The 14,924-nt window shown below is 37.0% G+C and carries 7 protein-coding genes; 4 read left to right on the forward strand and 3 right to left on the reverse strand.

What is annotated here, in order from left to right:
• Positions 1 to 390: ATP-binding protein (locus JF259_RS15015; RefSeq protein WP_199116476.1), on the forward strand; the 390-nt coding region annotated here is incomplete at its 5' end.
• Positions 391 to 886: 496 nt separating this feature from the next.
• On the opposite strand, the gene JF259_RS15020 is transcribed toward JF259_RS15015, so the two are convergent.
• The gene (locus JF259_RS15020; RefSeq protein ID WP_199116483.1) at positions 887 to 2,665 is read right to left on the reverse strand and encodes a T9SS type A sorting domain-containing protein; all 1,779 of its coding nucleotides are present in this window, start codon (positions 2,663 to 2,665) and stop codon (positions 887 to 889) included.
• Between the two features lie 392 nt (positions 2,666 to 3,057).
• Here JF259_RS15020 and JF259_RS15025 point away from each other — a divergent pair, with 392 nt between their 5' ends.
• On the forward strand, positions 3,058 to 3,900 hold the full coding sequence (locus JF259_RS15025) for a T9SS-dependent choice-of-anchor J family protein (protein WP_199116485.1): 843 nt from the start codon (positions 3,058 to 3,060) through the stop codon (positions 3,898 to 3,900).
• 89 nt (positions 3,901 to 3,989) lie between these two features.
• On the opposite strand, the gene JF259_RS15030 is transcribed toward JF259_RS15025, so the two are convergent.
• Positions 3,990 to 7,934: a T9SS type A sorting domain-containing protein gene (locus JF259_RS15030; protein WP_199116486.1), complete on the reverse strand. Its 3,945-nt coding sequence runs from the start codon at positions 7,932 to 7,934 to the stop codon at positions 3,990 to 3,992.
• Positions 7,935 to 8,934: 1,000 nt separating this feature from the next.
• Here JF259_RS15030 and JF259_RS15035 point away from each other — a divergent pair.
• On the forward strand, positions 8,935 to 10,311 hold the full coding sequence (locus JF259_RS15035) for a TlpA family protein disulfide reductase (RefSeq protein WP_199116487.1): 1,377 nt from the start codon (positions 8,935 to 8,937) through the stop codon (positions 10,309 to 10,311).
• Between the two features lie 182 nt (positions 10,312 to 10,493).
• Here the strand turns inward: JF259_RS15035 and JF259_RS15040 are convergent, their stop codons facing one another.
• Positions 10,494 to 12,050, reverse strand: coding sequence for an NAD(P)H-hydrate dehydratase (locus JF259_RS15040; RefSeq protein ID WP_199116488.1), 1,557 nt, complete (start codon positions 12,048 to 12,050; stop codon positions 10,494 to 10,496).
• 423 nt (positions 12,051 to 12,473) lie between these two features.
• Between JF259_RS15040 and thrA the strand changes: the two genes are divergently transcribed.
• Entirely contained in the window at positions 12,474 to 14,918 is a 2,445-nt protein-coding gene (gene thrA / locus JF259_RS15045; RefSeq protein WP_199116489.1) for a bifunctional aspartate kinase/homoserine dehydrogenase I, read from the forward strand.
• Positions 14,919 to 14,924 lie beyond the last annotated feature (6 nt).

Genomic DNA, 14,924 nt, shown 5'->3' on the forward strand with positions numbered 1-14,924 from the left:
GGCCTGAAAGCCTGTCTACAGGGGTATAAAGTATTATTTACCACGGTACATAAACTATTAACCCAAATACGGGAATCGCACTCCCAGCGCACCCTAAAGATTATGGAAGCACGTTTTGAGAAGTACGATTTAGTAATCTGTGATGAATTTGGCTATGTCTCCTTTGATAAGGAAGGATCCGAACTCCTTTTCAATCATCTTTCTTTAAGAGCCGGGCGTAAATCAACCATAATTACTACCAATCTCGGTTTTGAACGTTGGGAGGAAATCTTCGGTGACCCGGTACTAACAGCAGCCCTGGTAGATAGGTTAACTCATAAAGCGCATCTTATAAACATGAACGGAGAATCATACCGATTGAAAGAAACCAAACAAATGATGAACAAATGAAAAAACGAAAAAAAGCCTCCCGAGAGCCGCCGGTATCCCTGTTCCCTGGGGGTACCCCCCAGGGAACAGGGATACCATTGTTAATTAATTTAAAATGGTATACTTTTCAGTTGAAATAAACATTCACTTTTCATTACTCATTACTCATTACTCATTACTCACTACTCACTACTCACTACTCACTTTTAGCTGTTAGCAGTTGGCTTTTAGCCTTCAACTGTTCATTGTTCATTGTTCACTTTTCGTTTTTCGCTTTAAACTTTAAACTTTAAACTTTAAACATCAACTCTTAGCTATTAGCAGTTGGCTTTTAGCCTTCAACTGTTCATTGTTCATGTTCACTTTTCATTACTCATTACTCATTACTCATTACTCATTACTCATTACTCATTACTCACTACTCACTACTCACTTTTAGCTGTTAGCTGTTGGCTTTTAGCCTTCAACTTTTCACTGTTCATTGTTCACTTTTCGTTTTTCGCTTTAAACTTTAAACCTACTGCACCATAAGCTTTTTAACACCCGACCCAAAGGCCGAATCAATTTTAACCATATATACGCCGGGTGCTAAGTTGGATACATCGAACGACAATACAGGATTAGTATCCTTTATTCTTGAACTAAAAAGTAGGCTTCCCTGTATGTTAACAATGGATACGTTCGTAATGTTTATACTCGCTTTATTCCTGATGTAAACAGTGTGTTTTGCCGGATTTGGATACATAGTAACATCCTTATCGATTTTAGCATCGTCCACACCTAATTGCATACAGGCCGACTGTGTCATACTCAACTGTCCGCAAATGGTTGTTGTACTGCTTCTGGTTTGTATATCCATAGCACCCGCCAGATCTTGGGAACTCAATGTTCTTAAAGAGGCTCCTGACGAAATGGAATAGTGCATCACTTCGTTTGTGTTAACTACATGTCCTAATTGATGACCATGTCCTAGTTCGTGAACTGTTACGGTTTCAAAATCTATTTGGTCATTGGCTGGAGGTGCGGTACTAAAATTCCAATTCTTGTTAGCATTAAAAACGATATCCATTTCCGTTACATACCATTTAATCTCACCACCGTCATAACATCCCTCGTATCTAGAATAACACTGTCCTAACATACCACTTCCCATAGTTTCACTAAATGTTACTACATTAACACCATCGTATAAATCCTTTTTATTAATGGTCGTTGTGGTGTTTGCTAATTCCCAATTTATGCCTGAGCCGCAAGTCCAACTTTCAAAAGCCCGTGCAAAGGCATCTTTGGCATCGGAATTATAAAAATCGGTATTCATTGTCCACGTATTCCCGCCAGTACCATTATCATTTATATGCTGGGTCTGATAGGCCGTTCCGTTGTATTCCAAGTTGATTTGTGCAAAATCGATGGTTAAATCGTTAGCAGATTCTAAGTTACCATTTAAAACAGTATTTACTTTAAAGGTGCCTGTTCCTGCCCTATCGGGTATTTCGACTTCAATTTTCGAGTCTGTCCAACTTTTAACCTGATTATCTAAGGCATTGGTATGTAAATACCCACCATAATTAGCATCGCTAAATCCTATCGTGCCTTTGGTTTCACCAAATCCGTTACCAGTAATAGTCAAAATACTTTTTGTCCCTGCCGAAGCACTGGTAGCCGAAAAGGATGTGATTGTGGCTGTTCCTGCTGTTTTAGAAGTAGAAGTTACCTTACTTGTTTCAGCGTTTAAGTCAAGAGCATCCATACTAATTGGCTCCCTATTTGTTAAGCCTATGATTCTGGAATAAAAATCACCTGTTATATTATCAATAACCGAATAAGTATTTACAGCGCTATTATTCTTTAAAGCATACTTATAAAAGCCTTGGATACCCACTGTAGACGTGTATGAAGCTTGATTGGAAATAGCTTCTTTTTGCGTGGTGATGGCCTTTGGATTTGATTTTAGCATAAAAACACCCAAGTTTCCTTTTTGAAGCTGTAAACTATGGGACACTACCTGAGCCTCCAATCCAATGACTCCACCTGGTGTGACCAATTCAATAGTATTGGTAGTTTCCCCTTTAAATACTTTATATACCTTAATGGTATGTACGGTATATATGGTATTGTGCGCATCATCCCAAAAGGATTCCTTTGCCAGTACTTCTCCTTCGACAATGACATCAGAAAGTGCTACTTGCGCATCAAACGGTACTTCAAACATCATTTCCTGGGCTTTTAATGAAATACTATTCAATAACTGACATATAAAAAATAGTAAGCCCACTTTGTAACTAAACTTCATCATAACTACGGCATATTTGGGATTATAAATTTAGAAAAAATGCCAGATTATCTTGTTTTTAAATCATTTAATCGATAAAATACACGAAACACACCTGTATTTGTAAGTATTAACATTCAAATAGATGTGATTTAGACAAGAAGCTATTTATATAAAGCGGCGAAAGTATTCTTAATTTTGCTAAAAACAATAGCTTTTAAACGTACCTAAAAACCTACAACAATCTGATAAACAAACATTTACATTAACACAATTTAAAAGCACAAACAATTAAAAATTCAGATTTACACTACAATTTAAAAGCATTTAATCGATTAAATGTCGTTTTTTAAAGATAAAAGTGTTTTATTCCAAATATTTGACTAGATTTAGCCTCAAACTTAACCTATTTAGTCATGAAGAAATTATTACTTTTAGTTTCGCTCATTTGCATAATTAACCAAATACGGTCCCAAACCTGTGATAATACACTACCTGTAACAGAAAACTTTGATGACTCTTCTGTAATAGGAGTTTGTTGGAATGTATTAGATCAAGATGGAGACGGGAACAATTGGTACTGGAGAGAGTATGGTAGTAGCTATGGAGGTTATAAATGTCTTACTTCCAGATCCTGGAGTTCTTCTCAGGGAAATCTGAATCCTGACAATTGGGTTTATTCTTATGGTATCGACCTTAATGCTTTTTCTACAGATGACACCATTGAAGTTACCTGGAAAATCAGAGCAGAAAATGCTTCTTTTGCACATGAATACTACACCATGTATGCAGCAACGGGGAACTCTATTTCTGACTTTGAAGCAAGTCCTGTAAAAATAAGTGAATATGCCGATGAGGTAGGTGCTGCCGGTGTTTTTGCTACCAGAAGCTTAAATGTTTCCGCTCTGGCAGGAAATACAGTCTATCTAGCTTTTAGACATGAAAATATTTCAGGATCGCAATTTCTTTTAAATTTGGACGATGTATCTATCAGCACATCTTTGCTGGGCATTGATGATCTTGAGAAAAACAATTTTACGCATACCTACAATCCAATTGATAAAACTTTAACATTAAATTCAAATGGATTGCCCTTAAATTCTTTACAAGTTTTTAATACACTTGGACAACAGGTTATTTCGCAAAAATTAGACTATACTGAGGAAATCATTAATCTCTCTTATTTAACCAAAGGCATCTATATCTGCATGGTTGAAATAGAAAACTTAAAAAGGACCTTTAAGTTTATTAAACAATAATCTTTTTAGAGAACCATTAAAAAAAAAGGAGGAGCAAAAATTTTAGCTCCTCCTTTCACATATTGGTTATTAATCAATTCAAATAGCCCCTATTGTTCGCTATATGATACTATCTTTTTAACCAGTGTACCTGCATTGGTTGTTAACCTTACAAAGAACATTTGGTTGTCTGTTCCGGAAAGATTCATCTTAGTTGTAGCGCTCATACCTTTCATGTAGTTAGTATTTTTTGCTTTTCTTACTAAGGCTCCTTTCATATCGAATACTTCAATCGTTACATCCGTTTCATAATCGAAGCTGTACTTAATATTCACTTCCTCATCAAATGGTACCGGATAGGCTGTAAAGTCAACTGACTTGGTTACAGCTACTTTGGCTTCGCCTCCACAGTTAATACCCAGATCAACATTATAGGTATTACCATCGTCTGACCATGGTCTGTCACTACACTTACATAACTCTTCACAAGTCACGGCGTGAGCAATTACGTAAACTGGTCCATACACATTATCGAAGGTAACTGATATACCATTAGAGTTATCTAAAGACCCTGAGTTAAAGGTATATTGACCAGGTGCTACTGTTGGCGTTCCTTTCTTTTCTGGATACATATCACAACCAACATACACATGAGCTTCTTTCATACCGTAGCCTTCATTGATATTATAAGTAACCGTTATTTCTCCTTCTACTGAATAATCTACAGTAACACTACCAACAAGCGTTCCCTTGTTCTCATAGTCACAATGTGCTGCTCCTGCATATAATGGTAATTCAGAAGAATCGCCTTCGTTATAAGAATTGGTCCATCCCCAACGCTTAAAGTCAGGAATAAAACAACTTGCAGTTTCCATATCCATGGCGAAAGCAGTTTCGCAATTATCATATTTATCAAACTCACGAGTAATTGTACATATTTCTGTTGTTTCATTACCACAACCATCAGAGATTGTAAATACATAATCTGCTAGCTCAGCACACATATCATCACGATATCTAATGTTTATTGGCCCAACTGTTAATGTACCTCCGTCTAAACAATTATCTGTCCAATTTGCGGTTAATTCCGCAGGGAAACTATCATTACAAATAGTCATAGGTTCTGGGCAAGTAATCACTGGTGCAGTTTCATCTATTACCGTTACAACTTGAGTTGCTGTTATCGTTCTACCACATTCATCAGTATAACTGAAATGAACATCAAACTGTCCACAGTTACCTTCAAAAGGATCAGATACTCCCTGTACTTGTCCACTGATTATACATGCACCATCTTCACCATTACCATATGAAAGCATACCTGGCACAAATGAATCTAAATCTTCACAATAAATATCTATGTTACTTATCGCATCAAAACTAGCTTTAGGCACCGCATCTACATTGATTACATATGGACCTGCACTCAATGGACGGCCGCACTCATCCTGGCCACTATAGCTTACCGTAATGGTTCCGCCACAGTTGTTCCAATCGGCATCTACCGTTGGGGTTAACTCTCCACTGATAGTACAATTGCCATCTGCTCCATTGCCGTATGTTGTATTTGGTGCCTCCCAACCGTCAGCTACATCACAGCTCACACTCTCTGGGAAGCCTGGATCCGCTACAGTCGCCTCTGGCGCCGCATCTACATTGATTACATATGGACCTGCACTCAATGGACGGCCGCACTCATCCTGGCCACTATAGCTTACCGTAATGGTTCCGCCACAGTTGTTCCAATCGGCATCTACCGTTGGGGTTAACTCTCCACTGATAGTACAATTGCCATCTGCTCCATTGCCGTATGTTGTATTTGGTGCCTCCCAACCGTCAGCTACATCACAGCTCACACTCTCTGGGAAGCCTGGATCCGCTACAGTCGCCTCTGGCGCCGCATCTACATTGATTACATATGGACCTGCACTCAATGGACGGCCGCACTCATCCTGCCCACTATAGCTTACCGTAATGGTTCCGCCACAGTTGTTCCAATCGGCATCTACCGTTGGGGTTAACTCTCCACTGATAGTACAATTGCCATCTGCTCCATTGCCGTATGTTGTATTTGGTGCCTCCCAACCGTCAGCTACATCACAGCTCACACTCTCTGGGAAGCCTGGATCCGCTACAGTCGCCTCTGGCGCCGGGTTAACGTTGATCGTTTGCTGTACATCAATATATTGTCCACATGTATCTGTAACTCTATAAGTTCTTACAAAAGTTCCTCCACAAACACCTGGATGTTCTGTATCATTTAGGTGGGTAACAACTGGAGTACCACAATTATCAGATTCATCAATAACTACCAATGGATCAGGGTTTGGTATGTTTCCGCAATCAACAGTATCGGAAGCTGGATTACTAGCAGTTGGTGGGGTAGTATCTGCTTCTAAAGTAAATGAAGAACTACATTCCTCTTCCTGATCACATTCATCAGAAGCCATAAAAGTTATATTGATAACTGAGCCATCACAAATATATGTAGGAGCAACTAAATCTCCTATTGCCACTGGATTCCCATCAACCGTTACATTATATGTTTCAGTTACAGTGCCTCCACCTTCACTTGAGCTAAAACCACCTAACCAAGTAGAAAAAGCCGTTGCGATGTCATCATTACAATCAACACTCACTGGATCAGGACAAGTTACTGTCAATTCCGGTGCTATATCTACAGTAATGGTAGCCTCTGCACTATTTGTACAATTTGTATTTGGATCTGTATAGTTATATGTTACTACATAATCATCTGGTGCTAAACCGGTAGCATCAAATAATCCTGATGCACTTACATGATCGCCACTCCATGTACCTCCTTCTGGAGATCCTGTTAATTGTACAGTAGTAGCAGTACAAGCCAATGTTTCATCATCAGCTGAAACATCGGGTAATGGGTTAAGTGTAAGTGTTCCAAAAGCAGAACCTTGGGATTCACATCCCTGTGGACTAAACACTATTACATAATATGCTCCTGCATCATTAGACGTTGTTGGGTCTATAACATATTCATCTGTTGCTGTATCAACATCTTCCAAAAGCATGCCCCCATTCTCTGGATCTCCTTTCCACCATTGGAACGTATATCCATCTCCAACAGGGTTTAATATTTCTATAGCACCCTGAAAAACAGTTGCTTCTAATGTCGCTGGATCTTCAACGCATACTGTTGGACTATTTACTGTAGCCGTAGGTTCTAAATTGAATTGGCCACCTGTAAAATCTTTAAGTTTAGCTGTTATTTCCTTAGATGATCTTGTTTCTAATAACCAACCTGCACCACATATGGCCTCAGGATTTTGATTTAGATCAAATACATCTGTTAAATCTACAACACCTTCGTAAAATTCATTATAGTCGTATACCATTTGTCCAGGCTTAACATTACCTGCCCAAGGCGTAGGAACATCTGGGTTACCATCATTGTTTATAGCTACTTGGCTATCCAATGGTAATTGATCAAAATGTTGATCTTCAGAATAATTACCAGCTACCCCGTTTGGATCTACCCATTGTAATACGGTAACGGTGGCTAATCTACCGCCAGCACTAAAGTCACTCATAATCAATAAGTCACCTATTGCATGTTTAGGCTCTAGATATTTATCACCATTAACTTCAACTGGTGCTGAGCCATCCAAATAGAACCAAAATCCTATCTGTGCAACTCCATTGTTAGATTCTCTGTCCCCAGCAAAAAATAAATAAGTTCGTAATGGATCATAATCAAAACCTGCATCACAATTTTCCGGATCATTTTCTAATCCTGTTAACACTACTGCTGCAGCATTCATGATATCACCTTTAGACAATACAGAAGTATAGGTCCATTGATTGCCATCAGGACCGTAATCGATAATGTCTTTTGCACCCGTGTGCCAAGCATTATCCTGATTACCTTCTCTAACATCAGCAACATACTGATAAGTTGGTTCTGTGTCTAATAAAGGAGACCCCCATTCAACGGTATTACCGTCAATACAAGGAACTACCTGAGCCTGCAACGTGCTTGCAGACAACAAAAAAAGCATGACGACCAAAAAGCCCGACATACTTTTAAATAATGCATTCCTAAACTTAAAACAACACGTTTGTGTTCGGGAATAAAATTGGGTAAAATTGTACATTAACATAACATTTTTTTTAGTTAATAAAATGATGTTAACATAAATAAGGAAAAACAACTTACATAACTGTAATCATGACAATGTCATAACCACAACCTGTTTAAGTTGTCAAATCTTGGTAAGACGAGGGCATCTTTAATAATTTGCTACTAATCAAAAAAAATGCACCTATAACAAAAAATAAGGTTAATGCACATAGAGAAGTGAGGGAAACCAAATTTATATAAATTATGCAGGCATAACAACCCACAAAAATGGCTTTTAGACAAGTTGTAAGATTTTTTGGGTCATCTACACATTTTTCAAGTTTTATGTCATTTTTTTAGATAACCCACAATTTTTAGCCGTTAACCTGCATTCATTGCTAAAAATCTTGTCATTTTCATAAACAAATGTTAATAATTAGTGCAATGCAATGGCATAAAATTTCAAAATGCCTATTTTCGTCAGAATAACAATTCCATGCTTTTCAGTATTAAAATCACACAACAAAAAAGACTACAAACACATGGTTTACTGACAGTTACAATATACACCGTAAAAACAATTAGCTTACTAATAAAACATCAATGACCACATCGCTAGCCACACAAACAAAATGATAATATGGATGTTACACTTTGTACTGAGTCTTTCAACTTGGCTAGATAAACTGAAATCGAAGCATGACTTTAAGAAAATAAATATAAACACATGAAACGAACATTAATAAATTTTAAGCATTTTTTCACAAAAGGGAATGTTTAAAATTTTTAATGTGAGAGCGTAGCGATTGCATAGGTTCTCAATTTTATAATTAATATAAGATCAAATGAATTATCAAAATTTAGAACGTATGAAATGAGCCATAACAAATCTTGATACCCACCGAGATGATTATTGGCGAATTACATCTGATCTATGAAAAACAATAAAATTTAAACAGATGAAAAAATTACTCATTCCATTGATTGCAATAGCATGTATTTCCTGTAAAGATGATGCTAAAGTTGATTATGCACTGCTTAACGGTAAAATTATAAATAAACCTGTTGGCGATTTTACCATAAACAGCTATGACGGCCTCATTAAAAATCCAATAGCAGTAGGAGAAGACGGCAGCTTTGTTGATACACTTAGAGTGAAAGAAGGTACTTATGTATTATACGATGGAGCAAACCCAACCTTTATATACATTAAGCCTGGCATTAATCTATCTATAAATTATGATGCCAAAGATTTTCAAAATTCCATAAATATTACCGGTAACGGATCGGAAGCAAGCAATTACTTGCAATTAAAAAAAGAAAAAGAAAAAGAACTTTTTGGAAGTAACCCTGGTGAAGTATATTCTCTAGATGAAACTGCTTATAAAGCAAAGCTAAATGATTATAAGGCTGCTTTAACTGATTTAATCTCATCCACCAAAAACGTTCCCGATGAATTTGTAAACCAAGAAAAAAGAAACGCCAATTATTTCTATCTTTTTTTGTTAACACAGTACGAAAGAGCTCATGCTCATTTTTCGAAACAACAAGGGTTTAAAGTGTCTGAAGACTTTTTAAATGAACTCGATGCTATCGATTATAATAATGGTTCTGATTTTGAGTTTTCTCCCAAATACAAACAATTGGTTACGCTTCATTATAAAGAAGCCGTTTCAGAAACCATGAAAGTGGATTCACTGGATTATAACGCCGCGTTTTTTAAAGTGGCAAAAACCATAGACAATGAAACCATAAAAAATGGTCTTGTTTTTGATTTTGCAAAGAATGGCCTTACTTACGCCAAAGATCTAAAAACTTTTTATAACGATTTTATGTCGGTTTCTACAAATGAATCGCATAAAGCCGAACTTACGAAAAGCTATAACAAATTAAAAGCTTTAGCTAAAGGGGAGCCTTCACCTGCTTTTGTTAATTACGAAAATTTTAAAGGTGGCAAAACATCGTTACATGATCTTAAAGGAAAATATGTATATGTAGATGTATGGGCAACCTGGTGCGGCCCTTGTAAAAGAGAAATTCCATTTTTAAAGGATGTTGAACAAAAGTACCATGGTAAAAACATTGAATTTGTAAGCATTTCTGTTGACAAAGCTTCCGATTATGACAAATGGAAACAAATGATCGAAGAGCAAGATCTAAAAGGCATTCAATTGTTCGCTGATAAGAGTTGGAATTCCGACTTTGTTCAAGGCTACCAGATTAAAGGCATTCCACGGTTTATTTTAATCGATCCGGATGGAAATATAGTTTCTCCTAACGCACCAAGACCATCTAACCCTGAACTGATAAGTTTGTTTACATCACTTAACATATAATGCTTTAAAAACACATTTATACAAGTAAAAGGCTGCTTCATAATCTTATTGGCAGCCTTTTTATTTTATCTAGTTAGATAATTTTGAAGCGTTTGGATGGTACTTCATAACATCCTAACCTCCTCACTTCATCACCACATCACTCATCACTTCATGACCAACAACCAACTTTTCACTTTTCACTAACTCCCCTTATTCTCCTCGTCATCCTCACGCTCTTGAGATTCCGGCTTCTTAAACAAGTCTACATAAGCAGCTCCTAAATAATCAATTACATGACTGGCAAATAAACTTTGATAGCCATACTTTCCAGTAGCTATATCGGCTGCCTTTCCATGTAAATACACACCAAAAACGGTCGCTTCCAGGGGATCATAACCCTGAGAGATAAGCCCCGTAATAATACCGGTAAGCACATCACCACTACCGGCTGTTGCCAATCCAGGGTTACCTGTTGTATTGATATAAAGTTTGTTATTAAATACTGTAATTGAATGAGCGCCTTTAATTACGACTATAATATTATAGGTACTGGCAAAGGCTTTTACTTTATCTAGTTTATCAAAATCATCCTTCCATCCACCTATTAAGCGTTCTAATTCTTTAGGGTGTGGTGTTAAAACCGTTTGTGGTGGCAACAATTTCAATAAAGCTTTATGTTGTGATAGTATATTCAACCCATCGGCATCAATGACTAAGGGGTATTTGTTACTTTTTAAAAAAACGTCTAAGGCTTGTACTGTTTTACTGTCCGTACCCATTCCAACACCCAAACCTATAACCGAAGGATCTATCTCGATATCTATACTCGAAATGTAAGTTTCATTAACATCAGTGATTACCATAGCTTCAGGCAAAGAAGCTTGTAATGCAGTATACCCACACTTGGGAATATAGGCAGTAACCAATCCGGCTCCAGCCGATAGCGCTGCTTTGGATGCTAAAGTCACAGCACCTATTTTTCCGTAACTACCTCCAATAATTAAACTATGCCCAAACTGTCCTTTATGTGAAAATTTTGTTCTCGGTTTAAACAGGAACAGTACTTCGCTTTTAGCTATCAGTTCGGCTTCTGTATGAACTGAATTCAAATACGCCTGGTCGAATCCTATATCCAACACCCCCCATTGTACAGTATACTGTGCTGTTTGCGGAAGAAAAAAAGCAAGCTTAGGCGCAGCGAAACTTAAAGTGTAACTGGCAGAAACCACGCTATTAATAGCCTCTGGAGCTTTATCCAAATACAAACCAGAAGGCACATCAATAGATAAAGTAAAGGCTTTCGATGCTCGAAAGTGATCGAACAATGCTGTAACCCATTGTACTACTGGCCTATTCAACCCAATTCCAAAAACGGCATCAACAATTATATCTTTGGGGTTAATAACTGGAAATGCTTCATCATTGGTTAAAAGTACGGGCCAATCCTTTGTAACACTCTTAATTCTGTCATAGTTAATTAAAAAATCCTTAGAACGCTTATCGCTATAGTTAACGATGTAGGTCTTTACATGGTAACCATGCGTTATTAAATGCCTGGCCAATACCAAACTATCGCCGCCATTATTACCAATACCACAAAAGATGTGGACAGGTACCTGCGCGCCTTGCATACGAGCATGTATCCAGTTAAAAATTTGTGTCCCGGCACGCTCCATTAGATCAGTAGTGCTTATATTTTGACGCTTAACAGTTAATGCATCAGCTTCATATATCTGCTCCTTTGAAAATATTTTCATAAACAAGTATTTAATATTATAGAATCATAGCAAACTATTTAAGAATAAATCAGACAAACACGTTACCAGAAGACTGGCTATTTGTTAATTTTATAATTCTCAAACCTAATAGTATAATTCAACAAAATAAATAAGGCACAATAATAAGAATACTGTAAAAAAAATCCATTTTGTTTTATTATTAGGTTAAAAGTAATACATTTGAATTGTATTATTACCAACACAATGAACCATTTAAACAAAAATACAAGCGCTTTACATACCTTCATCCCAAAGGTAACGGTTGCTATTTTTGGTACTACTACAGCTACAATTACAATCACCCCTTAGGGGTTGTTAGCTATATTTCTCTTCGGTTCATATTGTAATTCAATAGATTACAACATTTCAAAAAAATATAATTCAAACTATTAATTCATTAAAATGAAGGTTTTAAAATTTGGAGGAACTTCTGTTGGTTCATCAAAAAACATCAATCAGGTTATAAGTATTTTAGATAATTATTCAAAAAACGACACCATAATATGTACGGTTTCTGCCGTAGGTGGTATTACAGACAAATTGCTTTTAGCGGGTAAGCAAGCACAAAACAAAGACACACAGTTTATTGAAACCTACAATACTATTAAAACAATTCATTATACCATAATAGATGAGCTAAACCCAAATAAAAGTACCCCCATTAAAGCCTATGTAGAAGAAAAACTAGAAGCACTTAAAAGCTTATTGGATGGTATTTATTTGATAAATGAACTATCACCAAAAACATCGGACAAACTAGTTAGTTTTGGCGAACTATTATCATCCTATATCATTGCCGAAACAATGAAAAACAGAAACCTGTCTGCCGATCGTAAAAACGCGCAAGACCTAATTGTAACAAATGCTAATTTTACTAAAGCTGAAGTTGATTATAGTACCACCAATAAAAACATTGCGGACTATTTCAAAGCAGCACCGCAACACATTACGATTATTCCCGGTTTTATCTCAAAATCGGCAGATGGCGAACAAACCACACTAGGTCGAGGCGGATCTGACTTTACAGCTGCCATTGTTGCCGCAGCCCTAAAAGTTGATCAACTTGAAATTTGGACAGATGTAAGTGGTATGTATACCACTAACCCAAAACTGGTTAAACAGGCCTACCCCATAGCCAGCATATCGTATCAGGAAGCTATGGAACTGTCTCATTTTGGAGCCAAAGTGTTGTATCCTCCAACCGTACAGCCTGTACTAGACCTAAACATTCCTATACATATTAAAAACACCTTAGAACCCGAAGCCATAGGGACTGTCATTTCTAATGAGAAATCACCAGCTTCCTCTCCCGTAAAAGGCATTAGCAACATTAATAACATTGCATTACTAACCTTACAGGGAAGTGGCATGATAGGAATTCCTGGGTTTTCAAAACGCCTCTTTGAAACACTTTCACAAGAGAAGATAAACGTTATATTGATTACACAAGCGTCTTCCGAACATTCCATATGTATTGGGATAGACATAAGCGATGCTGAAAACGCTAAAACTGCCATCGATGCTATTTTCGAAAATGAAATTGCCCTACACAAAATAGACCCCATCATTGTTGAAACCGGACTCTCTATTATTGCTTTGGTAGGTGATAACATGAAAAACCATCAGGGTATTAGCGGTAAAATGTTTAGTTCACTTGGAAAAAACAACATCAATATTAGAGCGATTGCACAAGGCGCATCCGAAAAAAATATTTCTGCTGTAATTTTGGAGAGTGATGTAAAAAAAGCATTAAACACTTTGCATGAACAATTCTTTGAAACAAAAACCAAACAACTTAATGTTTTTATTACTGGTGTTGGCAATGTTGGCGAAAAGCTTGTTGAACAGATTAAACAACAAAAACAATACCTGAAGGATAATCTTAAAATAAATTTACGAGTTATTGGATTGTCTAATTCCAGAAATATGGTGTTTAATGAAGATGGCATTGATCTAAAGTCCTGGAAAGAGCAACTTGCACAAGGAGAAACAGCTTCACTAGACGGCTTCTTTGAAAAGACAAAAGCACTTAATTTACGCAATAGTATTTTTGTAGACGTTACAGCTAATAAGGAGGTTGCCAATCTATACGCTTCTTACTTACGACAAAGCATTGGCGTGGTAGCCTGTAATAAAATAGCCTGCTCTAGCGAATACGAAAATTATAGCCTTTTAAAGCGTTTGTCCTTAAAGTACAATGCACCATTTCTTTTCGAAACCAACGTAGGTGCTGGTTTACCTGTAATTGATACGCTTAACAATCTGGTAGCTTCTGGTGATAAAATTATGTCCGTTCAGGCAGTCCTATCTGGTAGTTTAAACTTTGTATTCAATAATTTTAACGATACAACTAAGTTTTACGATGTTGTTAAACAAGCTGCGGCAGAAGGCTATACCGAACCGGACCCAAGGATCGATTTGAGCGGTGTGGATGTGGCAAGAAAGATCCTTATCCTTGCTAGGGAAAGTGGTGTTGAAATGAACTTGGAAGATATTGAAAACACACCCTTCCTATCCGAATCAGGTTTAAAAAGCGATACAGTCGATAATTTTTATGAAACCTTAATTAACGATGAAGCACATTACCAAGGCTTATATGCCTCAGCAAAGGCAAAAGGTTGTCAGCTAAAATACGTAGCGCAATTCAATAGCGGCAAGGCTAGTGTTGGATTACAGGAAGTTCCGGAAGGACACCCATTCTATAATTTAGAAGGTAAAGACAATATTGTGATGTTCTACACGCAACGTTACCCAGAGCAGCCCATGATCATTAAAGGTGCTGGTGCTGGTGCCGACGTAACGGCGTCCGGTTTGTTTGCTGATATTATAAGAATTGGAAATGATTAAGAATAA

The sequence above is a fragment of the Snuella sedimenti genome (assembly GCF_016428595.1).
Taxonomy (GTDB): domain Bacteria; phylum Bacteroidota; class Bacteroidia; order Flavobacteriales; family Flavobacteriaceae; genus Snuella; species Snuella sedimenti.